This is a genomic window from Virgisporangium aurantiacum, from assembly GCF_016863635.1.
GTDB lineage: Bacteria > Actinomycetota > Actinomycetes > Mycobacteriales > Micromonosporaceae > Virgisporangium > Virgisporangium aurantiacum.
This window is the reverse complement of record NZ_BOPG01000045.1, coordinates 208169-231999: the sequence shown is the minus strand read 5'-3', so window position 1 is coordinate 231999 and position 23831 is coordinate 208169. Positions and strand designations below refer to the sequence as shown.

The window sequence follows — 23831 nt, the reverse complement described above, 5'->3', positions numbered from 1 at the left end:
AATAGCTTCTCCCCTCTTGAGGAATTCGAAGGAAACCTTCACGATATTTCGACAGCGGTGGATGTTCGTGCCCAGGAGGCCCCGGGAGGTCGCATGTCCGCGTCAACACGGTCCCGGTTCCGCGGGGTCACCGCACGGACCACCCTGATCGTCACGCTCCTGGCGGTGCCGACCGCCGTGCCGACCGTGGCCCGGGCCGATCCGGCCGCACCGGCCGCGGTGCAGTCCATCGACACCGATCGGCGGGACCGGCCGGTCGCGCCGGGCGTCACCCTGAGCTCCTTCGACCGCGTCGATCCGCGGGGCTGGCTGCGCGCCGACGCGCTCACCGCCGACCTCACCGGCGGGGTCAGGGTCGACTACCTGTCCCCCGGCACGGTGTCGGCCGTCGAACCGTTGTCGGCGCAGGCGAACCGCCAGCGCGCGGTGGCCGCCGTCAACGGCGACTTCTTCGACATCAACAACAGCGGCGCGCCGCGCGGCGTCGGCATCGGCGCCGGCCAGGTCATCAAGTCACCGAGTGCCGACTGGAACCGGGCGGTCGGCATCGACGCCGCCGGGATCGGGCGCGTGGTCGACGTCTTCTTCGAAGGGTCCGTGACGACGCCCGGCGGACCGCTCGCGCTCACGCAGCTCAACAGCGCCGCGATCCCCGTCGACGGGATCGGCGCGTTCACCCACCTGTGGGGCACCTACAGCCGCGACCGGGCGGTGCAGGGTGCCGCCGGGGTCCGCGAGGTCACCGTGGTCGGTGGGCGGGTCACCGCCGTCGCGGACGGTGCGGGCGCGGGCGCGATCGGAGCCGACGGCTTCGTGCTGGTCGGGCGGGAGAAGGGCGCGGACGCGCTGCGGGCGCTCGCCGTCGGCGACGCCGTCTCGATCGACTACCGGGCCCGGGCCGGCGACGACAGCAAGCTGCGCGCCGCGATCGGCGGCAACGCCCGGCTGCTCGTCGACGGTCAGATCTCTCCCGAGGCCGCCGACGACGTCACGGCACACCCGCGCACCGCGGTCGGCTTCTCCGCCGACGGCCGCACAATGTACCTGCTCACCGTCGACGGGCGGCAGGCCGACAGCCGCGGCGCCACCATGCGCGAACTCGCCCTGCTGATGAAGGAACTCGGCGCGGTCCACGCCCTCAACCTCGACGGCGGCGGCTCCTCGACGATGCTGGCCCGCGAGCCCGGCTCCGCGACGGTCCAGGTGGAGAACGGCCCGTCCGACGGCGGGGAACGCCTGGTGCCGAACGGGCTCGGCCTCTTCGCCCCCGCCGGAAGCGGCCGGCTGACCGGGTTCTGGGTGGAGACCGCCGCCGATCCCGCGTCCGCTCCCGGAGCGGCGCCGGTGCGCGGTGGGCGTCCGGAAAGGGTCTTTCCCGGACTGACGCGGACCCTGACCGCCCGGGGCCACGACGAGACCTACGGCCCCGCGGCCGGCGACCCGGCCTGGCGGGTCGACGCGCCGGCGCGCGGCTTCGTCCAGCCCGGCGGCGGCCGCACGGCGACGTTCCGGGCGCTGCTGCCCGGCACCGTGACCGTCACCGCCGCCCGGGGCGCCGCGAAGGGCCGGATCGGGCTGACCGTGCTCGGTCCGCTGGAACGCATCGAGGCGACCACCGACCGGCTGACGATCGCCGACCCGCAGCAGCCGGGCCGGTTCGGGGTGGTCGGCTACGACCGGAGCGCGAACACGGCACCGATCGAGCCGGGCGACCTCCGGCTGGAGTACGACCGGAACCTGCTCGACATCACGCCCGCCGGCGACGGCGGCTTCTCCGTCACCGCGAAGCAGCCCACCGGATCGGCGCTCGTCACCGTGCGCGTCGGCACCGCCAGCACGGTCGTGCCGGTGTCGGTGGGGCTGGAGTCACGGCTGTTCGCCGACTTCGACGACGGCGCCGCCTGGAAGTTCGGCACCGCCCGCGCGGCCGGCGCGGTGACCCCGGTCGCCGACGGACACACCGGCGCCGGGCTGCGACTCACGTACGACTTCACGCTGTCGACCGGCACCCGCACCGCGTACGCCTACCCGCCGCAGCCGATCGCCATCGAGGGCCAGCCGCTCGCGCTCGGCGCCTGGGTGTACGGGCACGGCAAGGGCGAATGGACGGCGTTCACCGTCACCGACGCCAACAACCAGACCTACTCGCTGTACGGCCCCTACATCACCTGGACCGGTTGGCAGTACCTGGAGATCGCCGTGCCGCCGACGGTGGCGTACCCGATCAAGGTCAACCGCTTCTACACGATCGAGACCGCCGCCGCCCGCCAGTACACCGGCGAGGTGCTGATCGACGACTTCGTGGCGAAGGTCGCCCCGTCGGTGACCGCGCCGCCGAAACCGGTGCAGCGGGCGCCGTTCGTGGTCACCGACGGCACCGTCGGCGACGCGCCGTGGCGGTACGCGGTGATGTCCGACGCCCAGTTCGTCGCGGCGTCGCCGGACAGCCCGCTGGTCGCCGCGGCCCGCCGGACCCTGCGGGAGATCAAGGCGGCCCGGCCCGACTTCCTGGTCATCAACGGCGACTTCGTCGACACGGCGTACCCGGCCGACATGACGCTCGCCCGCCGCATCCTCACCGAGGAGCTCGGCGACGACCTGCCGTGGTACTACGTGCCGGGCAACCACGAGATCATGGGACCGGGCGACACCGGCAACTTCTCCGCCGAGTTCGGCGCCACGTACCGGTCGTTCGACCACAAGGGCGTGCGGTTCGTGCTCCTGAACTCCGCCACCGGAACGCTGCGCGGCGGCGGGTTCGACCAGCTCGCGCTGCTCCGCGAACGGCTCGACGAGGCGCGCGGCAACCCGGCGGTGTCCGGCGTGGTCGTGATGCAGCACCACCCGCCGCGCGACCCCACGCCGGCCAAGGGCAGCCAGCTCGGCGACCGCAAGGAGGCGGCGCTGGTCGAGCAGTGGCTGGCCGAGTTCCAGCACGGCACCGGCAAGGGCGCGGCGTTCGTCGGCGCGCACGTGGGCACGTTCCACGCGTCCCAGGTCGACGGCGTGCCCTACCTCATCAACGGCAACAGCGGGAAGGCGCCGTCGACCCCGGCGGCCGAGGGCGGCTTCACCGGCTGGACGATGGTCGGCGTCGACCCGGGCCGGCCGCGGTGGTTCCGGGCGGAGGTCCGTCCGCACGTCGACGGCCTCGCGCTCGCCGCGCCCGCGGAGGCGGTCGTCGGCGCGCCGGTCGCGCTGCGGGCCACCGTCACCCAGGGCACGCGGGAGTTTCCGGTGGCGTACCCGGTCAGCTACGACTGGTCGGCGTCGCCGAGTGTCCACATCGGAGGGTGGGCCGGGATCCGGCCATGGCACGTCGCCCGGCTCGATCCGGACACCGGCGAGCTGACCGCGTTGCGGCCAGGAACGGTGACGGTGCGGATCGCCGTCAACGGGGCCGAGGCCACGGCGGCGGTCACGCTCGTCGCGTCGTCGGAACGGCAGCGGACGGCGTGAGCACCTTACTCCTCGCGCGACCGTCCGGCGGGAGAACGGCCCACCAGGACCCGGCCGGGTGACAACGGGCCTTCGGGCTCAGCCCGGGGGTGGGACCGCCGATAGGGCGACGTGGCACAGATGAGCACCGACCTGTCCGCTATCAACGTGACGATCGAGCGGAACCGGTTGACCGGCTGGCTCTCCGACCGCCGGTTCGGCACCAAGATCCTGGTGTCGACGGCCGTTCTCACGCTGGTGGCGATCGGCATCGGCGTCGTGTCGCTGACCCGGATGTCCGAGCTCGACTCGAACTTCGAGGAGCTCAAGTCGGCGCACCTGGAGAGCATGGCCGAACTCGTGGTCGTGCGGCAGGGCGTGGGCGAGATGTACCGCGGCCTGTCCCTGTACGCCTGGCAGACGACGGACCCGTCGCTCGGCCCCCGCGGCCGGCAGGCCATCAAGGACGGCGACGCCATGGTGCTCGGTGCCGCCGAGTCCTACCGCACGCGCGCCGCCGGGTCGCCCGCCCGCGTGGAGCAGATCACCACGTTCACCACGACGTACACCCGCTACGTGCAGCTGCGCAACCTGCTGGTGTTCCAGGAGCAGCCGCCGGCCGGCGCGTCACTGCCGACCGGCGCCGCCGAGCAGAGCAAGCTGTGGAACGACTCCGAGGCCGCGATGAACGCCACGCTGGCCGCGCTGCAGCAGCTGGAGATGGACGAGGCGACGGCCAAGACGACCGCGGCGCGGGACTCCTACCACCAGGCACGCCTGATTCTCATCGTCTGCCTCGTGGTCGGACTGCTCCTCGCGCTCGCCGTCAGCGTCCGCGTGAACCGGCTCATGGCCGCACAGCTACGAACGGTGTCTGACGCCCTGGACAGCATGGCCAACGGTGACCTCACCCGGCGGGCGGAGGTCCGCGCCCGCGACGAACTCGGCGCCATGGCCGTCGCCGTGAACCGGGCCGCCGACGGCATCCGCACCACCGTGCACACGCTCAGCAGCGGCGCGCAGACCCTCGGGCAGAGCGCCGGTCAGCTCACCCAGATCACCGCCCGCATCGCCGGCAGCGCCCGCGACACCGCCGACCAGGCCAACCTGGTCTCCGGCGACGCCGGCACGGTGTCGAACAACGTGCAGACCGTCGCCGCCGGGTCCGAGGAGATGAGCGCGTCGATCCGCGAGATCGCGCAGAACGCCAACGACGTCTCCGCGGTGGCCACCGAAGCGGTCGCCGTCGCCGACTCGGCCAACCAGACCGTGGCCAAGCTCGGCGAGTCGTCGACCGAGATCGGCAACGTGGTGAAGGTGATCACCTCGATCGCCGAGCAGACCAACCTGCTGGCCCTCAACGCCACCATCGAGGCGGCGCGGGCCGGCGAGTCCGGCAAGGGTTTCGCGGTAGTCGCCAGCGAGGTCAAGGACCTGGCCCAGGAGACCGCCCGGGCCACCGAGGACATCTCCCGCCGGGTCGAGACGATCCAGTCCGACACCACCAACGCGGTGCAGGCGATCCAGAAGATCAGCCAGATCATCGCGCGCATCAACGACTACCAGCTGACCATCGCCTCGGCCGTGGAGGAGCAGACCGCCACGACCAACGAGATGTCCCGCAACATCAGCGACGCCGCGAGCGGCGCCGGCAACATCGCCCGCGTCATCGGCGGGGTCGCGGACGCCGCGCAGACCACCACGACCATCCTCGGCGACGCCGACCACACCGTCACCGAGCTCAGCCGGCTGGCCGGCGAGCTGCAGGAGGCGGTCTCCCGGTTCCGCACCTAGCCGGCGTGCCGGGCGCGCAGCGTTCCGTCCAGCTCCACGCTGATCAGCCGGCCGTCTCCGGTGAACGCCAGGTCGACCACCCCCTCGCCCGTCCACGTCGCCAGCTCCGTGCCGTCCGTGCGGTACACGCGTACCGTGTCGGAATCCGCTACGGCCGCCACGGGCAGGCTGGGGTGCAGCGCCATGGCGTCGACACGTTTCCCGGAACCCGGGAGCCGGGCGACCCGCGCGCCGGTGGCCGGATCCCAGCTGACGACCGCGTCACCCACCGTGTACAGCAGGCCCCGCGCGTCGAAGTCGACCGTGGTGAGGTCGCCGAGGTGCGAATCGGCGATCCGCCGGCCGAGTTGGATCGGCTCCTCGTGGTCGTAGTCGTTGGCCAGGATCCGGAACTCCTCGACGCCCAGCACGGGATCGGCGCCGAGGTCCCACACGAAAACCTCGTCGTCGTTGTTCAGCGTGGCCGCCCATCGACCGTCGGGGCTGACCGCCACGTCGAGGAGCGTGTCGGCGCCGGCGGCGAGCACGCCGCGGCACGCGCCGGCGGCCAGGTCCCACACCTGCGCGGCGCCGACGTCGCTGGTGGCGGCGACGGCGACCGTGCCCGTGCTCGCCAGCGCCCAGACCGTGTCCAGGTGCTCCAGCGCCGCCGACCGGGACCAGGTGGCCGTGTCCCAGACCAACACCGTCTCGTCATACGACGCGGACGACAGCAGGCGACCACCGCCGGCCGTCGACAGGCCGTTGATCGAACCGCCGTGGGCCTCGATCACCCGGAGCACCTCTCCGGCACGCAGGGAGGCCACGTGCAGCGTGCCGAGGGTCAGGCAGCCGACCACGCACGTGTCGCCGTCGGGCAGGACGGCGAGGCGGGTCGCCTCGGTGAACTCCAGTGGTACCGTCAGAACGTCCATTCAAGCGTCTCCCTGGAGATAGGTGAGGACGGCCCGCACCCGGCGGTGGTCGTCGTTGTTGTCGGGCGGCAGGTCCAGCTTGGTGAAGATCGAGTTGATGTGCTTGCCGATGACCTTCTCGCTGACCGCGAGCGTCCGCGTGATGGCGGCGTTCGACCGGCCCTCGGCCATCAGCGCGAGCACCTCGCGCTCGCGCGGCGTGAGCCGGGCCAGCGGGCTGGTGCGGCGCCGGAGCAGGTGCCGGACGACGTCCGGGTCGATGACGCAGCCACCGGCGGTGACCCGTTCCAGCGCGTCGACGAAGTCGCGCACCTCGAGGACGCGGTCCTTGAGCAGGTACCCGACGCCGCCGCTGCTCGTGGACTCCAGGAGTTTCGCGGCGTACGCGGTGGCGATGTACTGGCTGAGCACGAGCACCGGCAGGCGCGGGTGGTCGCGGCGCAGCGCGAGGGCGGCGTGCAGCCCCTCGTCGGTGAAGGTGGGCGGCATGCGTACGTCGGTGACCACGGCGTCGGGCGCGTGCCGCGCCACGGCGGTCAGGAGCGCGGACGCGTCACCGACCGCGGCGACGACCTCGTGTCCGAAGCGGCCCAGGAGCGCGGCCAGGCCCTCGCGCAGCAGGACGGCGTCGTCGGCGAGTATCACGCGCACGGCGTCACCCGGTCCAGGGCAGGTCGACGGTCAGGGTGGTCGGTCCGCCGGGCGGGCTGGCGAGCGTCAGCGTGCCGTCGAGGGCGTCGACGCGGTCGGCCAGGCCGGTGAGCCCGGTGCCGCGGGCCGGGTCGGCGCCGCCGGCACCGTCGTCGCGGATCTCGACGACGAGCCGCTTCCCGCGTAGCCCGCCGGCGACGATCACCTCGCGGGCGCCGGCGTGCTTGGCGGCGTTGGTGAGCGCCTCGGCGATCACGAAGTACACGGTCGACTCCACTGTGGACGGTAGGCGGTGCGGCACGTCGAGCGTCACCGACACCGGCGCCGTGGACCGGTCGGCCAGCTCGGCCACGGCCGCCGGCAGGCCGAGATCGGTGAGCACCTGCGGATGGATGCCGCGGATCAGCTCGCGCAGTTCGGCGAGCACCGCGCGGGACTGGTCCGCCGCCTGCCGCACCAACGCCCGCGCCGCTTTCGGGTCGTCCTCGAGCTCCAGGTCGGCCGCGACGAGGGTCATGCCGAGCGCGAGGAGATGCTGTTGCGCGCCGTCGTGCAGGTCCCGTTCGATGCGGCGCCGCTCCACCTCGAACGCGTCGATCAGCCGGGCCCGGGACCGGGTCAGCGTGCGGACCGTCGCGTCCTCCCCGGCAGCGAGCAGGAGCCGGGCGAGGGCGCCGTGCGCGACCGCCGCCAGCGGCATCGCGTACAGCGCGACCGCCATGACCACGAGGACGCCGAGCACGGTCAGCGCGGCGACGGTGCCGGCCACGACGAGGTCGACGGCCTCGGTTCCGGCGCCCGCGAACGACCCGAACCCGAGCGCGAGCAGCGGCGCGAACGCCAGCGCGGTGGCGGCGGCGTCGAGCAGCAGCAGCACCGTTCCGTGCAGCACCAGGTAGGCCAGTTCCCGCCACGTCACCGGCTCGGCGTACCGCGTCCGCAGCCACGCCACGATCCCCGGCCGCTCCGCGCGGTGGTGCGGGTCGGGCAGCGGCGGTCCGCCGAGGAGGACCAGCCGCCGCCGTTCGAGGGCGACAAGCGGGACGGTCAGCAGCGGCACCAGGACCACCCCGCCGAGCACCAGCGCCACCGCCAGCCAGGCCAGCGTGACCGCGCCGACGGCGACGCCCGACACCACGTACGCCAGCGCCCGCAGCGGCCACAGCGAGAGCAGGAACCGCCGGGGACGGCCGCGCACGGCGTCCCAGAGCATGGCGTCCCACAGCATGGCCAACACCGTACGTGGTAGGGCAGGCCCACCCCCGGTGGTGCGGGTGCGCACTCCTGTGGCGGGGCCGCGCGGTGACTTGGATGGGGCCATGGACACCATCGAGTGCCGGGGTCTCCGGAAGCGGTACGGGTCGACGACCGCGGTGGACGGGTTGACGTTCACCGTCGCGCCGGGCCGGGTGACGGGCTTCGTCGGACCGAACGGGGCGGGCAAGTCCACGACGATGCGGATGATCCTCGGGCTGGACGCGCCCGACGACGGCGCCGCGCTGATCGGCGACCGGCCGTACCGGAGCCTGCGGGACCCGCTGCGCCGGGTGGGTGCGCTGCTCGACGCGGGCGCGTTGCATCCGGGCCGGCGGGCGCGCGACCACCTGCGGTGGCTGGCGCAGTCGAACGGCCTGCCGCGCCACCGCGTCGACGAGGTTCTCGACCTGGTGGGGCTGGCCGGCGTGGCGAAGCGCCGCGCCGGCGGCTTCTCCCTGGGCATGCGGCAACGGCTCGGCATCGCGGCGGCGCTGCTCGGCGATCCGCCGGTGCTGCTGTTCGACGAACCGGTCAACGGGCTCGACCCGGAGGGCGTCCGCTGGATCCGGGGCCTGCTGCGCGGGTTCGCCGCGGAGGGGCGGACCGTCCTCGTGTCCAGCCACCTGATGGCGGAACTGGCCGACACCGCCGACCACCTGGTCGTCATCGGCCGGGGCCGGCTGATCGCCGACACCAGCGTGCGCGACCTGCTCGGCGGGCGCCGGGTCTCGCTGGAGGAGGCGTACTTCGAACTGACCGCCGCCGCGACCGAGTACCACGCCCGATGAGCCGGCTGTTGCGTTCCGAGTGGACCAAGGCGTGGACCGTTCTCGGCACCGCCGGGTGCCTCCTCGCCGTCGTGGGCGCCATCGTGGGCGTAGCGCTGCTGATCTCGTCGGGAAACGCGCGGACGTGGGGCGACGCCGGGTACGTCGACGAGTTCCGCTTCGTCCACCGCCCGCTCAGCGGCGACGGGACGCTCGTCGCCCGCGTCCGCACGCAGGACGCCGGCCACCCGTGGGCGATGGCCGGCATCATGGTCAAGCAGCGCCCCGCCGCCGGCGCGCCGTACGCCGCGCTGATGGTCACCGCCGGTCACGGCGTGCGGATGCAGGCAAACTTCGCCACCGACGTCGCCGGCGGCCCGGACCCGGCACCGCGGTACCTGCGGCTCACCCGGACCGGCGACACGATCACCGGTGACGAGTCGGCCGACGGCGCGGCGTGGACGCGGGTCGGAACGGTGACGCTCAACGGCCTCGCGGAGACCGTCGAGGTGGGCATGTTCGTCACCTCGCCGGGCCTGACCCGCATCCACCCCATGCGCCCGGCCCTCGTCCAGGTACGGCCGGCCACCGCGACGTTCGACGCGGTGCGCCTGGACCCGCCACCGCAGCCGACACCGTGGATCACCGAGGACGTCGGCGGCCGGGGCGGGGCGTCCACTGTGGACGATGGGCCGTTCACGCTGACCGGCTCCGGCGACATCGTCCGCCGGACCGACGACGGCAGCCGCGTCGTCGCCGCCACCGCCGGCACCGTCTTCGCGGTGCTCCCGGCGATCGCGATGGGCGTGCTGGCCGTCACGGCGGAGTACCGGTGGCAGACCATCCGGGCCACGCTCGCGGCGGGCCCGCGCCGGGGCCGGCTGCTCGTCGCCAAGGCGGTGGTGGTCGCGGCGTCGACGTTCCCGGCGGCGCTGGTGGCGGTGGTGGTCGCGCTGCTGGTCACCCAGCCGCTGCTGCGGCGCAACGGGTTCCGCGCGCCGGTGTACCCCGATCCGTCGCCGCTCGACCCGGCGACGGTGCGCGTCGTCGCCGGCACCGCCGCCCTGCTCACCGTGCTGGCGCTGCTCGGGCTGGGCATGGGCGCCGTCATGCGCCGCGCCACGGGAGCCATCACGCTGCTCGCCGCGACGGTGTTCGTGCCCATCCTCGTCACCCCGTTCCTGCCCACGCCGGCCGCGACGTGGCTGCAACGACTGGCACCGCTCGCCGGGCTGTCGCTGCAACAGGTCCGGGAGACCGACGACACGTTCCTGTTGCCGTGGTCGGGGCATCCGTGGCACGGGTTCCTGGTCCTGTGCGGGTACACGGTCGCCGTCCTCGGCGCGGCGTACTGGCGCCTGCGCCGGAGTGACGCATGAGGCGGGTGGTGCACGCCGAGTGGACCAAGCTGCGCACGGCCCCCGACACCGCCTGGCTGCCGCTCGTCGCCGTGGTGCTGACGGTCGGGCTCGGCGCCACGGTCAGCGCCGCGGCGACACCCGACACGTCGGCGTGCGCCGGCGGCTGCGACGCGGCCCGGCTCAGCCTGTCCGGCGTCCTCCTCGGCCAGGTCGCGGTGGTCGCGTTCGCGGTGCGCGCGATCACCGGCGAGTACCGGACCGGCCTGCTCGGCGTCACCCTGGCCGCGACGCCGCAACGGCTGGTCGTGTACGCGGCGAAGACCGCCGTGCTGACGGCCGTCGCCCTGGCGACCGGGGTGCTCGCCGTCGCCGGGTCGCTGGTCGTCGGGCGGATCCTGGCGCCGTTCGCGTTCCGCCCCGGGCCGCCGCTGGGCGCCGTCGGCTACCTCGGTCTGATCGCCCTGCTCGCGTTCGGCCTCGCCACGGTGGTCCGGCACCCGCCGCCGGCGCTCGTCACCGTGCTCGCGCTGCTGTACCTGCCGCCGCTGCTCGCCCGGTTCGTCCCCGACGAGCGGTGGCACGCCCGGATCGAACGGTTCGCCCCGATGACCGCCCCGCCCGCGGTGCTCGCCGCCGAGGCGGGGACCGCCCTCCTCGTGGCCGCCGCCGTGTTCGCCCGCCGCGATCCCTGATGCGGTGCTTGACACCCGTGATGGGTCATCCATACATTTCTTATCCATCTGTATGAATGACGCTAGGGTGGTGGGCGATGACGCTCGGCGAGACTGCCGTCGTTCTGGGTGGGAGCGCCGCCGGTCTCTGTGCGGCCGGTGCGCTCGCCCCGTACTTCGGCCGCGTGCTGGTGCTGGAGCGGGACGAACTTCCCGCCGACGCCGAGCACCGGCGTGGCGTGCCGCAGAGCAAGCATCCGCACTTCCTGCTGAACTCGGGACGGCGCGCGATCGGTGAACTGTTCCCGGGTTTCGAGGACGACCTCGTCGCCGGGGGCGGGTTGCACCTGATGCCGTCGATGGACGCCGCCTACCTCGACGGGGAGGGCTGGTCGGCGCGCAAGCGCAGCGCGATGACGATGATCTACGGCTCGCGCATCCTCATCGAGCGGGTGCTGCGCGACAAGGTCCGGGAACTGGCCACCGTGACCGTCCGCGAGGGGGTCGGCGTCACCGGGCTGACCACGCGGGACGGCGCGGTCACCGGCGTGGAACTCGCCGGCGCCGAGCATCTCGACGCCGACTTCGTGGTCGACGCGCTGGGGCGTGGCTCCCCGGTCGGCGCGTGGCTGGTGGCGGCGGGCTGGCCCGCGCTCGAGGCGCAGACCCTCGACGCCAAGGTCACCTACACCTCGCGCTGGTACGAACTACCCGCACAGCGACCGCCGACCTGGTGGTGGCAGCACCTCGTGATCATGCCGACCCGGCACAAGGGCGAGCACCCGGCCGAGCACGAGTACCTGGTGAACTTCTTCCCGATCGAGGGCAACCGCGTCATCGCGTGCATGGGGTCGTGGGGGCACGCCATGCCGCGCACCGAGGACACGTTCGTCGAGTCGGCCCGCCGGGTGCGGGCGCCGCTGTTCGCGGCCGCGATGGACCGGTGCACCCCGACCTCGGAGGTCCATCTGACGCGGTCGACCGGCAACGTCTGGCGGCGCTACGACCGGTGGGCGACGCCGCCCGGGCGGCTGGCGTTCGTCGGCGACTCGATCTGCGCGTTCAACCCGTTCTACGCCCAGGGCATCAGTTCGGCCGCGCTGTCCGCGTTGCTGCTGCGCGAACAGTTGGAACGCGCGGAACGGCTCGACACCGCGTTCTCCCGGCGGTTCCTCGCGGCCCAACGCAAGCTGCTCGGCGTCCCGTGGCGCCTGGCGATGGCGCGGGACCAGGCTTACGCGTGCGCGGTGGGCACCGAGAAGCCGGCCGAGTGGCGCCGCCGCGTCCTCGCCGCCGTGTCCGATCCCGCGTTCAGCTTCATCGTCGGTGCCGCCCGGGAGGACGCGGTGATCGACGAGCACTTCGCCAAGGTGTTCAACCTCGACGAGTCGCTCGGCGACATGCTGGGCAACCCCGGTGTGCTCGCGCGGCTCGTGCGCCACGGCGTCCGGGCCGCGCTGGGGCGGCGCCGCGTCCCCTTCGGGTTCGACCCCACCGCCGAACCGCCGGCCAAGGACTACTCGACGGCGGCCGCGCCATGAGCGACGGGTGCGGGCCCGGGGCGGAGACGGTCACCCGCGGGCTCGGCTTCGACTGCCACGACGTCTCCGCCGTGGTATCGGTCCGCTTCCCGTGGGAGCTCGCCCACTGGACCATGCCGCTGCTCGAAGCGATCGTCATCGGCGGCGCGGTCTTCGCGCTGGTGCACGCCGTCGGCCGGCACCGCGCCGGCGATCCGACCAATCTCGCGCTGTGGTTCGCCTCGCTGGTCTACCTCTTCGTGACCGAGCCGCCGCTGTACTTTCCGGAATGGTTCGGTCTCGACGAGATCTACGGGTTCATCTTCGCCCACAACCTGTTCACCGTGCAGTTCATGGGTGACCGGCTGCCGCTCTACATCGTGGCGTTCTACCCGGCGTTCAGCCAGCTCGCCTACGAGCTCGTCCGGTCGCTGGGCATCTTCGCCCGCCGCGGCGCGCTGGCCGGATCGGTGGCCGTCGCCTTCACCTGCCAGGTCTTCTACGAGGTGTTCGACCACATCGGTCCGCAGCTGAAGTGGTGGGCCTGGAACATGGACAACGACATCGTCAACCACCCCGCGCTGGCGTCGGTGCCGATGACGAGCATGGTGCTGTTCGCCTCGGTCTCGATGGGCGCCATGACCTATCTCGTCGTGCGGCTGGCCGGCCGGTGGCGGCTCGTGCCGACCGTTCTGGTGGCCGGGGTGCTGACGCCGCTGAGCATGGCGGTCGCCGGCCTCCCCTCGGCCCTGTTCGAGGGGAACGACACCGCCCAGGCGTGGGTCCTCGGCGTCGAACTGGCCCTGCTGTGGATCGCGGGCATCTGGATCGTCGCGTCCACCCGTGACGCCCCGGACGTGTCGACGTTCGCGCGGTACTACCCCGCCGTCTACCTCGGGGGGATGGCGGTGATCTGGCTCGGCGCCCTCCCGGCCTATGTCGCCGCCGACAACGGCGTCACAAGCGAGGGGACGCCGATCGGCAGCGGGCCCTACGCGCTCGCCTGCTTCGCCGCCGCGGGCCTGCTGCTCGTCGCGCTCCACCGGCGAAGCCGGCGGAGCCGGCGCACCGCCCCGGTCACGGCCTGACCTGCCGCGTTCGGGGAAGATGGGCGCATGGGGTACCACGGTTGGCAGGGCAACCCGCCCGGCACCGGAGACGAGGCGCGCCGCCGGATCGTCGAGGCGGCCACGGCGTGCATCGACCGGCTCGGGCTCGCCAAGACCAGCCTCTCCGACATCGCGACCGAGGCCGGCGTCACCCGGCAGACCGTCTACCGCTACTTCCCAGGCCTGCCCGACATCCTCACCGCGGTCGCGGAGGCCGGCGCCGAGGAGTTCGCCGCCCGGATGGAACGCCACCTGGCGACGTTCGATACCGCGGAGGACGCCGCGGTGGAGTCCGTCGTGTGGGCCGTCCGCACGATTCCCCGGGAGCCCTACATGGGCCTGCTGCTCCGGGCCGGCGAGACCGACTCCTTCACGGCGGGGGTCACCTCACCGCTGTCGTTCTCCCTCGGCGCGCGCATCCTCGGCAACCTGCCCGTCGACTGGTCGGCGGTCGGCGTCACCACCGACGCCGACCTGCGCGGCCTCGCCGAGATCCTCATGCGGCTGTTCGTCTCGTTCCTGCGGTACCCCTCGACACCGCCCCTCACCGACGACCAGTTGCGGGCTCTCGTCCGGCGCTGGATCGGACCGGCTCTCCGTGCGGACGGCGGGCCAGACCGCTCATCTTGACCGCGGTGTAGACCGCCGCGGCGAGGGCGACGTCCGAGAGCAGCATCAGCCCGATCGCGTAGGAATCCTCGACGCCGTACACCCAGCCCATGATCAGGGGTGGGACGAACCCGCCGAGGCCGCCGGCCGCACCGACGACGCCGGTGACGGTGCCGACCTTGTCGGCGGGCGCGACCTTGCCGACGAGCGCGAACACGGCACCGCTGGCGGCGCCGAGCAGGGCCGCCATGCCGAGGAACGCCACCGTGGCGACCGGAACGAGCACCGGCTGGAACGCCTGCACGACGGCGAACCCGGCGGTCCCGGTGAAGCACCAGACGAGCACCGGCACCGGGTGGAACCGGTCGGACAGCCAGCCGCCGGTGGGCCGCGCGACGACGGCCAGCAGGACGAACCCGGCCGTGCGCAGCGCCGCGTCGTTGGCGCTGAGATCGTAGGCGGTGCGCAGGTACGCGGGCAGGTAGACGCTGAACGCGACGAACCCGCCGAACCCGACGGCGTACAGGAAGCACAGCTGCCACGTCACCGGCAGGCGTCCCACGTCGACGGTGCGCGACCAGGCCGACCCGGCCGGCCGCTGCCGGTCGGGGGCGTCGCGGATGAACAGGAACGCCACCACGGCGTACCCGGCCAGCATCGTCGCCACGAGGAAGAACGGTGTGTTGTCGCCGTAGGCGTCGGCGAGCTTGACGGTGGTGAAGTTGGCGATCGCGGTGCCGCCCATGCCGGCGCCGAACACGCCGATCGCGAACCCGCGCCGGGCCGGCGGATACCAGCCCGACACCAGCGGCACGCCGACCGCGAACGCGGTGCCGCCGATGCCGAGCAGGAAGCCGGTGACGATCAGGGCCGGGTACGACGACACGAACGCCAGCGTCAGCACCGGCACGATGCTGGCCAGTGACACCGCCGGGAACATCACCCGGGCGCCGTACCGGTCGGTGAGCGCACCGATCGGGATGCGTCCGACCGAACCGACGAGCACGGGGACCGCGACGAGCAGCGACTGCGCGGCGAAGCTGAGGCCGAGGCGCTCCTTCACCCCCGGGCCGAGCGGACCGAGCAGAGCCCACGCCCAGAAGTTCACGGTGAACCCGAGGGTGGCCAGGATCAGGTTGCGGGTGGCACCGGGTCTCATCGTCCACCTCGGGGGAGCGTGGGGGGACCCTCCCAGCCGCGCCGCCGGGGACCGAGTCCGGGGCGCGGATCGCGGCTGCGGTACGGGATGTAGGGGCGGGTGAGGTAGCCGACCGGTGCGCTGAACGCGTGCACCAGCCGCGTGAACGGCCAGAACGCGAACAGCGCGAAGGCGGCGATGACGTGGATCTGGAAGCCGACCGGCGCGCCGGCCATGATCTCCGGGTCGGGCTGGAAGACGAACAGCGACCGGAACCAGGGCGAGATCGTCTCCCGGTAGTCGTATCCGTCCCCGACGATGTTCGCCCGCACGGTCGCCAGCAGGCCGAGGACGATCACGGCGGCGAGCACGACGTACATGGCCTTGTCGTTGCGGGTGGTCGCGGCGAACACCGGCCCGGTCAGCCGGCGACGGGCGATGAGGATCGCCATGCCGATCAGCGTGCACAGCCCGGCGACGGTGCCGACGAACACGGCCATGAGGTGGTAGGCGTGTTCGGTGACGCCGATCGCCTCGGTCCACGACTTCGGGATCAGCAGGCCGCCGATGTGTCCGACGAGGACCATCAGCACGCCGAAGTGGAACAGCGGGCTCCCCCACCGCAGCACGGCGGTCTCGTACAACTGGGACGACCGGGTGGTCCAGCCGAACTTGTCGTAGCGGTACCGCCAGATCAGCCCGCCGACGAGCACCGCCACCGCGACGTAGGGATACACCGTCCACAGCAGAACGTTCATCGACGGCCTCCGACGGTGTCGACGGGCCCGTACGGCTCCAGCCCCACCTGTTCGACCGGCGGGCCGGTACGGGCCAGCAGGGCGGCCGCCGCCAGGTCGCCGGGTCGGGCCGGTGGCAGCATCTGCCGGACCGCCTCGATCGCGTGCCGGTACACCGAATCCTCCTTCGCGAGCGCCTCGGTCAGCAGGTCCAGGCCGACCCGGTTGTCCCGCAGCAGCCGCCATCCGCCGTCGTCACAGGAAGCCAGGTCGAGCACCGCGGGCAGGAAGTCGGGCAGTTCCCCGCCGACGACCTCCAGGCCGGCCGCCTTGTACGCGGCGGCGAACCCGACCAGCGCCTCGCCCCGTTTGCGGGTGTCGCCGCAGGTGTAGTACGTGAGGTGCAGGCAGCAGCGGCGCCGGAAGTCGAACAGCTCGACGTACCCGCTCCGGAGCGTGCCGGCGTCGGCGCCGGCCCGGTGCTCCGCCACCGTCCACAGTGGACGCCGCACCGCGTCGGGCAGGTCCGCCAATGCCGCCCGGACCGTCGGCAGCGCCGCCATGACGTCGTCGTCGGGGTAGCGCAGCAGCAGCGAGGCCGCGCGGGCGGCGACCGCCCGCCACACCGCAGTCATGACGGCTCGATTTCGTCGGCGGTCTGCCGGTCGCGGAGCGTGCGGAGCGACTCCAGCTGGAGGGGGACCGGCCGGCCGGACGACTCGCCGAACGGCCCGCTCCCGCCCATGCCGGGGCCGCCGTCGTAGTCGAGGCTGCACTCGGTGGCGATCTGCTCCAGCCGGTGCGCGTCCTCGGCGTGCGCGCTCGGGATGACGTAGCGGTCCTCGTACTTGGCGATCGCCAGCAGCCGGTACATGTCGTCCATCTGCCCGCCGGTCATGCCCACCGCCGTGGCGATGGACTCGTCGCGCTCCTCGCCCAGGTTGACGCGTCGCTGGTAGGAACGCATCGCCGCCAACCGGTTCAGCACCGCCCGCACGGGCGCCGGATCGCCGGCGGTGAACAGCCCGGCGAGGTAGTCGACCGGGATCCGCAGCGCGTCGACGGCGCCGAACAGGTTACCCGCCGCCTCGCCGTCGTGGCCGGTGTCACGGAGCACGTCGACCACCGGTGACAGCGGCGGGATGTACCAGACCATCGGCATCGTGCGGTACTCCGGGTGCAGCGGGAGCGCCACCTCGTACCTCATGATGAGGTCCCAGACCGGTGACCGTTTCGCCGCCTCGATCCAGTCGTCCGGGATGTCGGCCCGGCGGGCGGCGTCGGCCACCGACGGGTCGTGCGGGTCGAGGAAGACCGAGCGCTGCGCCGCGTACAGGTCCTTCTCGTTCTCGACGGCGGCGGCCGTCGTGACGGCATCGGCGTCGTAGAGCATCAGACCGATGTACCGAAGCCGGCCGACGCACGTCTCCGAGCAGATGGTGGGCTGGCCGATCTCGATGCGCGGGAAGCAGAACGTGCACTTCTCCGCCTTGCCGGTGCGGTGGTTGAAGTAGATCTTCTTGTACGGGCAGCCGGTGATGCACATCCGCCAGCCGCGGCAGCGGTCCTGGTCGACGAGCACGATGCCGTCCTCGGCCCGCTTGTAGATGGCGCCCGACGGGCACGACGCGGCGCACGACGGGTTCAGGCAGTGCTCACAGATGCGCGGCAGGAAGAACAGGAACGCGTTCTCGTACTCCTGCTTCACCCGGTCGGAGACCTGTTTCAGCACCGGGTCACCGGCGGCGATCTCGTTGCCGCCGGCCAGCGAGTCGTCCCAGTTCGCCGACCACGTCACCTTCGTGTCCCGCCCGGTCAACAGCGATTTGGGACGCGCGACAGGCGTGTCGTCGCCGGCCGGCGCGGTGAGCAGGTGCTCGTAGTCGTAGGTCCACGGCTCGTAGTAGTCCCGCATCGCCGGCATCTTCGGGTTCGCGAAGATGCTGAACAGCTTCTTCAGCCGGCCACCGGCGCGCGGCTTGAGCCGGCCCGACCGGGTCCGGGTCCAGCCGCCCTGCCAGCGCTCCTGATCCTGGTACGTGCGCGGATAGCCCTGCCCCGGACGCGACTCGACGTTGTTGAACCACACGTACTCCACACCCGACCGGTTGGTCCACGCCTGCTTGCACGTCACCGAGCAGGTGTGGCAACCGATGCACTTGTCGAGGTTCATGACCATCGACATTTGCGCCATCACGCGCATCTCAGTACTCCACATCCTGCGAACGCCGACGGATCACCGTGACCTCGTCGCGCTGGTTGCCGGTCGGACCGAGGTAGTTGAACGCGAACGACAGCTGGGCGTAGCCGCCGATCAGGTGCGTCGGCTTCACCAGCAACCGGGTCAACGAGTTGTGGATGCCGCCGCGCCGGCCGTTGGTCTCGGCCTTCGGCACGTCGATGACGCGTTCCTGCGCGTGGTACATGTACACCGTGCCCGCGGGCATCTTGTGCGTCACCACCGCCCGGCACACCACCACGCCGTTGCGGTTGACCGCCTCGATCCAGTCGTTGTCGCGCACGCCGATCTTCCCCGCGTCCACTTCGGACATCCACATCGTCGGGCCGCCGCGCGACAGCGTCAGCATGATGAGGTTGTCCTGGTACTCGGAGTGGATCGACCATTTCGAGTGCGGCGTGAGATACCGCAGCGTGATCTCCAGCTCGCCGGTGGTGCCGAGGCGCGGCTCGCCGAACAACTTGTGCATGTCCAGCGGCGGCCGGAAGACCGGCAGGCCCTCGCCGACCTCGTGCATCCAGTCGTGGTCGAGGAAGAAGTGCTGCCGGCCGGTGAGGGTGTGCCAGGGCTTGAGCCGCTCGGTGTTGATGGTGAACGGCGAGTACCGGCGTCCGCCGTGTTCGCTGCCCGACCACTCCGGGCTGGTGATGACGGGCACCGGCCGCGACTGCGTGTCGGCGAACGTGATCTGCTTGCCCTCGTGCTCGCGGGCGAGGTCGGCGAGGCGTTGCCCGGTGCGTCGTTCGAGGAACTCGAAGCCCGCCGTGGCCACCCGGCCGTTGGTCGTTCCCGACAGCGTCAGGATCGCCTCGCAGGCACGGATGTCCGTGTCCAGCCGGGGCCGCCCGTCGGCGACGCCGCCGCGGACCGTGCCGTTGACCCGGGCCAGCCGTTCGATCTCCGGGGTGACGTCGACGGTGACCGCCTTCGTGGTGGTACCCAACCGGTCCAGGAGCGGGCCGAGCGCGGCCAGCTTGTCGGCGACCGCGCCGTAGTCGCGTTCCACCACGACGAACTTCGGCATCGTCTTTCCGGGTACGGCTTCTACGGCGTCACCGGTCTTCCAGTCCCGCACCACGCCGTGCGGGGTCGCCAGCGCGTCCGGGGTGTCGTGCAGCAGCGGCGCGGCCACCAGGTCCCGGCGCACGCCGAGATGCGTCGCGGCGAGGTCGGAGAACGCCCGGGCGATGCCGTGGAACGCGGCGAAGTCGGTGCGGGTCTGCCACGGCGGGTTGATCGCCGGGGTGAACGCGTGCACGAATGGATGCATGTCGGTGCTGTTGAGATCGTGCTTCTCGTACCAGGTGGCGGCGGGCAGCACGACGTCGGAGAACAACGTGGTCGACGTCATCCGGAAGTCGAGGCTGAGCAACAGGTCGAGCTTGCCTTCCGGCGCCTCGTCGTGCCACACCACGTCGTTCGGTCTCAAGCCCTGCGGGGCCTCGGTCGCGCGCAGGTTCGAGTCCGTACCCAACAGGTGACGCAGGAAGTACTCGTTGCCCTTCGCCGACGAACCGAGCAGGTTGGCCCGCCACACCGTCAGCACCCGCGGCCAGTTCTCCGGCGCGTCCGGGTCGGTGCAGGCGAACCCGAGCCGTCCGTCGACCAGCGCGGCGGCGACGTGTGCCGCCGGGTCGTCGGGGTTCGCGGCCACGGCCTCGTCGGCGACGTCGAGCGGGTTGCGGTCGAACGTCGGCATCGACGGCATCCACCCGAGCCGCGCCGACTGGGCGAGCAGATCCATCGTGTGCCGGCCGGTGAAGTGCCCGTCAGCCAGCGGTGACGCCAGAACCTCGGCGTTGTAGTGGTCGTAGCGCCACTGGTCGGTGTGCGTGTACCAGAACGCGGTGCCGATCATCTGCCGCGGCGGGCGCGACCAGTCCAGCCCGAACGCCAGGTGCGCCCACCCGGTGACCGGCCGGCACTTCTCCTGCCCGACGTAGTGCGCCCAGCCACCGCCGTTGATTCCCTGGCACCCGGTCAGCGTCGTCAACGCGAGCATCGCCCGGTACGTCGTGTCGGAGTGGAACCAGTGGTTGGTGCCGGCGCCCATCAGGATCATCGAGCGTCCGCCGGACCGGTCGGCGTTGTCGGCGAACTCGCGCGCGACGCGGGTCACCTGCGCGGCGGGGACACCGGTGATCGGCTCCTGCCACGCCGGCGTGTACGGCTCGGCGGCGTCGTCGTACCCGCTCGGCCACGTGCCGGGCAGGCCCGGCCGGGCGACGCCGTACTGGGCGAGCATCAGGTCGAACACGGTGGTGACCAGCCGGCCCGCCACCCGCGCGGTCGGCACCCCGCGACGCAGCAGTTGCGGCTCGTCGGTGTCGAAGCGCGGCAGCGCCACCTCCACGACGTCGCCGTGGCAGCCCAACCGGGGCACGATGTCGCCGAGGTCGAGGTTCCATTTGCCGACGCCGGCCTCGCTGAAGCGGTCGCCGAGCGAGCCGTTCGGCACCGCCGGCGCGTCGGCGGCGGAGTCCCAGACCACCGGCCGGAACGCCGCCTCGGTGCCGGTCCCGCCGAGTTCCTCGGCGGTGAGGAACTTGCCGGGCCGGTAGCCGCCGCCGTCGACCGGTTCGAGGCAGACCAGGTAGGGAAGATCGGTGAACCGCGAGACGTAGTCGGCGAACCGCGGCACGGTCCGGTCGACGAAGAACTCCTTGAGAATCACGTGACCCATGGCCATCGCCAACGCGCCGTCGGTTCCCGGTTGCGCGGGCATCCACTCGTCGGCGAACTTGACGTTGTCGGCGTAGTCCGGCGAGACCACCACGACCTTCTGCCCGCGGTAGCGCGCCTCGGCCATCCAGTGCGCGTCCGGCGTCCGCGTCACCGGCACGTTGGAGCCCCACATCACCAGGTACGCGGCGTCCCACCAGTCGCCGGACTCGGGCACGTCGGTCTGGTCGCCGAACATCTGCGGAGACGCGACGGGCAGGTCGGCGTACCAGTCGTAGAACGACAGCATCGAGCCGCCGATCAGCGACAGGAACCGGGCCCCGACGGCGTGCGACACCATCGACATCGCCGGGATCGGCGAGAACCCGGCGACCCGGTCGGGCCCGTGGGTCCCGATGGTGTGCACGTGCGCGGCGGCGACCAGTTCCTGTGCCTCGTCCCAGGAGACGCGCACCAGCCCGCCCTTGCCCCGCGCCCGCTGGTACCGGCGACGGCGTTCGGGATCGCCCTGGATGTCGGCCCACGCCGCGACCGGGTCACCGAGACGCGCCTTCGCCTCCCGGTACATGTCGATCAGCACGCCCCGCGCGTACGGGTAGCGCACCCGGGTCGGCGAGTAGGTGTACCAGGAGAACGCGGCACCACGCGGGCAGCCGCGCGGCTCGTACTCGGGCCGGTCGGGGCCGACACTCGGGTAGTCGACCTGCTGCTGTTCCCACGTGATGATCCCGTCGCGGACGTACACCTTCCACGAGCACGATCCGGTGCAGTTGACGCCGTGCGTCGACCGCACCACCTTGTCGTAGGACCAGCGGTCGCGGTAGAACGCGTCCGCTTCGCGTCCACCGATCTGGTGCAGCGTGCGACCGTCGGATGAAACCTCGGCCCGGCGGACCAGCCCGCCGACCGCCAACAGGGCCTGCTGGGCCGTTCGCGCCATGCACGCCATCGTGGTTGGCGGGCGGAGCGGCTGTCAGGGCCGAAGGTCCCGAATCTCCGGGACGGGGTGATCGGCCCTCAGTACCGGAACCGGGACACGACCGTCTGCAGGCGGGTCGCCGTGGTGGTGACCTCGTCGGCGGCGCGGCGGGTGTTGACGACCGTGTCCGTGGTGCGGCGCGTCGCGTCCGATACGCCGTTGATGTTCGAGGCGATGTTGGTGGCGCCGTCGGCCGCGTCGGACAGGGTCCGGTTGATCTCCTGCGTGGTGGCGGTCTGCTCCTCGACGGCGGACGCGATCGTCATCTGGATGCCGTTGATGCGCTCGATGATCGTGGAGATCCGGCCGATCGCGCTGACCGCGCCCTCGGTGTCGGTCTGGATCGTCGCGACGCGGCGGGAGATGTCCTCGGTGGCCTTGGCCGTCTCCTGCGCGAGGTCCTTGACCTCACCGGCGACGACCGCGAACCCCTTGCCCGCCTCGCCGGCGCGGGCGGCCTCGATGGTGGCGTTGAGCGCGAGGAGGTTGGTCTGCTCCGCGATCGAGGTGATGACCTTGACGACGGTCGCGATCTCGTTCGACGAGTCGCCGAGGCGGGAGACCATCGCGTTGGTGCTCGCCGCGGCGTCCACCGCCTGCGCGGCGACCTCGGACGCCTCGCTCGTCGACTGGGAGATGTCGCGGATCGACGCGCCCATCTCCTCCGAGCCGCTGGACACGACCTGCAGGTTGTTCGACACCACCTCGGCCGCCGCCGCGACGGTTCCGGCCTGAGCCGACGCGTCGGACGCGGCGGTGTCGACGGCCGCGGACACGGCGGTCAGTTGCTCTGCCGCCCGTTGCAGCGTCGTCGCGTCACCGGTGAGTTGGAGAATGTCCTCGCGCAGCCGGCCGATGGCCCGGTCCATCGCCTGTGCCATCCGACCGACCTCGTCGGTGCTGACGACGCCGGAGGTGCGGGTCAGGTCGCCGTCGGCGAGGCCCTCGGCGAGGGCTGACACGCCCTGGACGGCCTTACGGATGCGGCCGGCCACCTGGAATGCGACGAGGAGACTGCCCACGATGCCGAGGCCGAGGAGCAGCGTGATGGTCCAGATCGCCTTCGCGGCCTCGGACTTGGCCTCCTGGAGGCTGGCCTTCGCGGTGCTCGTCGCCAGCGCCTGGAGCGTGTCCTCGTCGGCGACCACCGCGCCGTAGATCGCGTTGTACTTCTGCAGGGCCTCGTTGAACTGTTCCGGCGTGGTGAGAGGCGTGGTGGAAGGAGCGGTCAGGAACTCGGTGAAGGCCTGCCAGTCCTGCCGGGCCTTGGCAACCGTCTTGATGCCCGCCGGATCCGCGGCCAGTTCGATCTCCAGCGTTTTCAACGCCTCGTCGATGGCCTTCTTGTTCTCCGCCATGCCCTGCTGGATCTCCTTTGCCAGCTGCGGATACAACTGCGCGGCCGACACCCCACCACCGAACGCTTCCACGCTCTTGCTGAAACTGCCGACGGCCGTGTCGACCGCGATCGTGCGCGTCAGCATCTCCTCGGCGTTCTGGTTGTGGTGTCGCAGGGTGTAGATCGCGACCCCGCCGACGATCAGACCCGTCGCGGTCGCCGCGGAAATCACCGCGCCGATTTTCGTCCGCAGGGAACGGTTGTTGAACGCCCCAGCCAGCGCCATGACGAAATCCCCCCGCTAATGCCCTCGTGTCATGGGCCGTCGGCACATCAACGCCCCGGGACGATTGTGAACCAGATTCGGTCTCCCCGTGCCCGATCGCGCTGAACCGCGGCGACGAGATCGGCACCGTGCCGCGCGGCGGCGTCCAACTGGTCGAACTGCGCGGTCAGAAACGCCATGACGGAATACTCCGCCGCCGTGGCGGAGTATTCCGACAGCACTCTTCGACACCGTGCGACGCGTTCGGCCCGGCGCGCGAAATACTCCGCGCACAACGCGAGCAGATCGTCCGTATCTGAATCGGCGGCGTCCGGATCGGCCGGCATGTGCCCACCATCCC

Annotated in this window: 18 protein-coding genes; 8 read left to right on the top strand and 10 right to left on the bottom strand. The window is 72.0% G+C overall.

Annotated features, from left to right (window positions below; translation table 11 throughout):
- Nucleotides 1–93: 93 nt before the first annotated feature.
- Complete coding sequence (locus tag Vau01_RS34235; RefSeq protein WP_204001405.1) at nucleotides 94–3459, top strand: phosphodiester glycosidase family protein; 3366 nt, start codon at nucleotides 94–96, stop codon at nucleotides 3457–3459.
- Between the two features lie 120 nt (nucleotides 3460–3579).
- On the top strand, nucleotides 3580–5232 hold the full coding sequence (locus tag Vau01_RS64755; protein WP_204001390.1) for a methyl-accepting chemotaxis protein: 1653 nt from the start codon (nucleotides 3580–3582) through the stop codon (nucleotides 5230–5232).
- Here Vau01_RS64755 and Vau01_RS34225 read toward each other — a convergent pair.
- From Vau01_RS34225 to Vau01_RS34215, 3 genes are read right to left on the bottom strand one after another with little or no spacing between them, the layout of a single operon-like run.
- A complete protein-coding gene (locus Vau01_RS34225; protein ID WP_204001373.1) occupies nucleotides 5229–6146 on the bottom strand; it encodes a WD40 repeat domain-containing protein in 918 nt (305 codons plus the stop codon). The genes Vau01_RS64755 and Vau01_RS34225 overlap by 4 nt on opposite strands.
- Complete coding sequence (locus Vau01_RS34220) at nucleotides 6147–6797, bottom strand: response regulator transcription factor (protein ID WP_204001370.1); 651 nt, start codon at nucleotides 6795–6797, stop codon at nucleotides 6147–6149. It abuts the gene before it with no gap.
- Nucleotides 6798–6801: 4 nt separating this feature from the next.
- On the bottom strand, nucleotides 6802–8025 hold the full coding sequence (locus tag Vau01_RS34215) for a sensor histidine kinase (protein WP_204001367.1): 1224 nt from the start codon (nucleotides 8023–8025) through the stop codon (nucleotides 6802–6804).
- A gap of 91 nt (nucleotides 8026–8116) precedes the next feature.
- Between Vau01_RS34215 and Vau01_RS34210 the strand changes: the two genes are divergently transcribed.
- The 6 genes from Vau01_RS34210 to Vau01_RS34185 all read left to right on the top strand — a co-directional run bounded on the left by Vau01_RS34210 (nucleotide 8117) and on the right by Vau01_RS34185 (nucleotide 14112).
- Entirely contained in the window at nucleotides 8117–8842 is a 726-nt protein-coding gene (locus Vau01_RS34210) for an ABC transporter ATP-binding protein (RefSeq protein WP_204001363.1), read from the top strand.
- Nucleotides 8839–10200 (top strand): ABC transporter permease subunit, encoded by a 1362-nt coding sequence (locus Vau01_RS34205; RefSeq protein WP_204001348.1) that lies wholly within the window; start codon nucleotides 8839–8841, stop codon nucleotides 10198–10200. The genes Vau01_RS34210 and Vau01_RS34205 overlap by 4 nt, the downstream gene beginning before the upstream one ends.
- Nucleotides 10197–10874, top strand: a complete 678-nt coding sequence (locus Vau01_RS34200; RefSeq protein ID WP_204001345.1) for an ABC transporter permease — start codon at nucleotides 10197–10199, stop codon at nucleotides 10872–10874. Before Vau01_RS34205 ends, Vau01_RS34200 begins: the two co-directional genes overlap by 4 nt.
- A 77-nt stretch (nucleotides 10875–10951) precedes the next feature.
- Nucleotides 10952–12394, top strand: a complete 1443-nt coding sequence (locus Vau01_RS34195) for an FAD-dependent oxidoreductase (protein WP_204001342.1) — start codon at nucleotides 10952–10954, stop codon at nucleotides 12392–12394.
- The gene (locus Vau01_RS34190; protein WP_204001341.1) at nucleotides 12391–13461 is read left to right on the top strand and encodes a hypothetical protein; all 1071 of its coding nucleotides are present in this window, start codon (nucleotides 12391–12393) and stop codon (nucleotides 13459–13461) included. The genes Vau01_RS34195 and Vau01_RS34190 overlap by 4 nt, the downstream gene beginning before the upstream one ends.
- 27 nt (nucleotides 13462–13488) lie before the next feature.
- A complete protein-coding gene (locus tag Vau01_RS34185; protein ID WP_204001339.1) occupies nucleotides 13489–14112 on the top strand; it encodes a TetR/AcrR family transcriptional regulator in 624 nt (207 codons plus the stop codon).
- Here Vau01_RS34185 and Vau01_RS34180 read toward each other — a convergent pair.
- The 7 genes from Vau01_RS34180 to Vau01_RS34150 form a co-directional block, all read right to left on the bottom strand.
- The gene (locus Vau01_RS34180; RefSeq protein WP_204001337.1) at nucleotides 14027–15250 is read right to left on the bottom strand and encodes an MFS transporter; all 1224 of its coding nucleotides are present in this window, start codon (nucleotides 15248–15250) and stop codon (nucleotides 14027–14029) included. The two genes, Vau01_RS34185 and Vau01_RS34180, sit on opposite strands and share 86 nt — an antisense overlap.
- A complete protein-coding gene (gene narI / locus Vau01_RS34175; RefSeq protein WP_204001335.1) occupies nucleotides 15247–15987 on the bottom strand; it encodes a respiratory nitrate reductase subunit gamma in 741 nt (246 codons plus the stop codon). The genes Vau01_RS34180 and narI overlap by 4 nt, the downstream gene beginning before the upstream one ends.
- A complete protein-coding gene (gene narJ / locus Vau01_RS34170) occupies nucleotides 15984–16601 on the bottom strand; it encodes a nitrate reductase molybdenum cofactor assembly chaperone (protein ID WP_204001332.1) in 618 nt (205 codons plus the stop codon). The genes narI and narJ overlap by 4 nt, the downstream gene beginning before the upstream one ends.
- Complete coding sequence (gene narH / locus Vau01_RS34165; protein WP_204001319.1) at nucleotides 16598–18169, bottom strand: nitrate reductase subunit beta; 1572 nt, start codon at nucleotides 18167–18169, stop codon at nucleotides 16598–16600. Before narH ends, narJ begins: the two co-directional genes overlap by 4 nt.
- A 1-nt stretch (nucleotide 18170) precedes the next feature.
- Nucleotides 18171–21836, bottom strand: coding sequence for a nitrate reductase subunit alpha (locus Vau01_RS34160; RefSeq protein WP_204001317.1), 3666 nt, complete (start codon nucleotides 21834–21836; stop codon nucleotides 18171–18173).
- A 68-nt stretch (nucleotides 21837–21904) separates the two neighbouring features.
- The gene (locus Vau01_RS34155) at nucleotides 21905–23491 is read right to left on the bottom strand and encodes a methyl-accepting chemotaxis protein (RefSeq protein WP_204001315.1); all 1587 of its coding nucleotides are present in this window, start codon (nucleotides 23489–23491) and stop codon (nucleotides 21905–21907) included.
- 47 nt (nucleotides 23492–23538) lie between these two features.
- On the bottom strand, nucleotides 23539–23817 hold the full coding sequence (locus tag Vau01_RS34150; protein WP_204001312.1) for a hypothetical protein: 279 nt from the start codon (nucleotides 23815–23817) through the stop codon (nucleotides 23539–23541).
- Nucleotides 23818–23831: the final 14 nt, after the last annotated feature.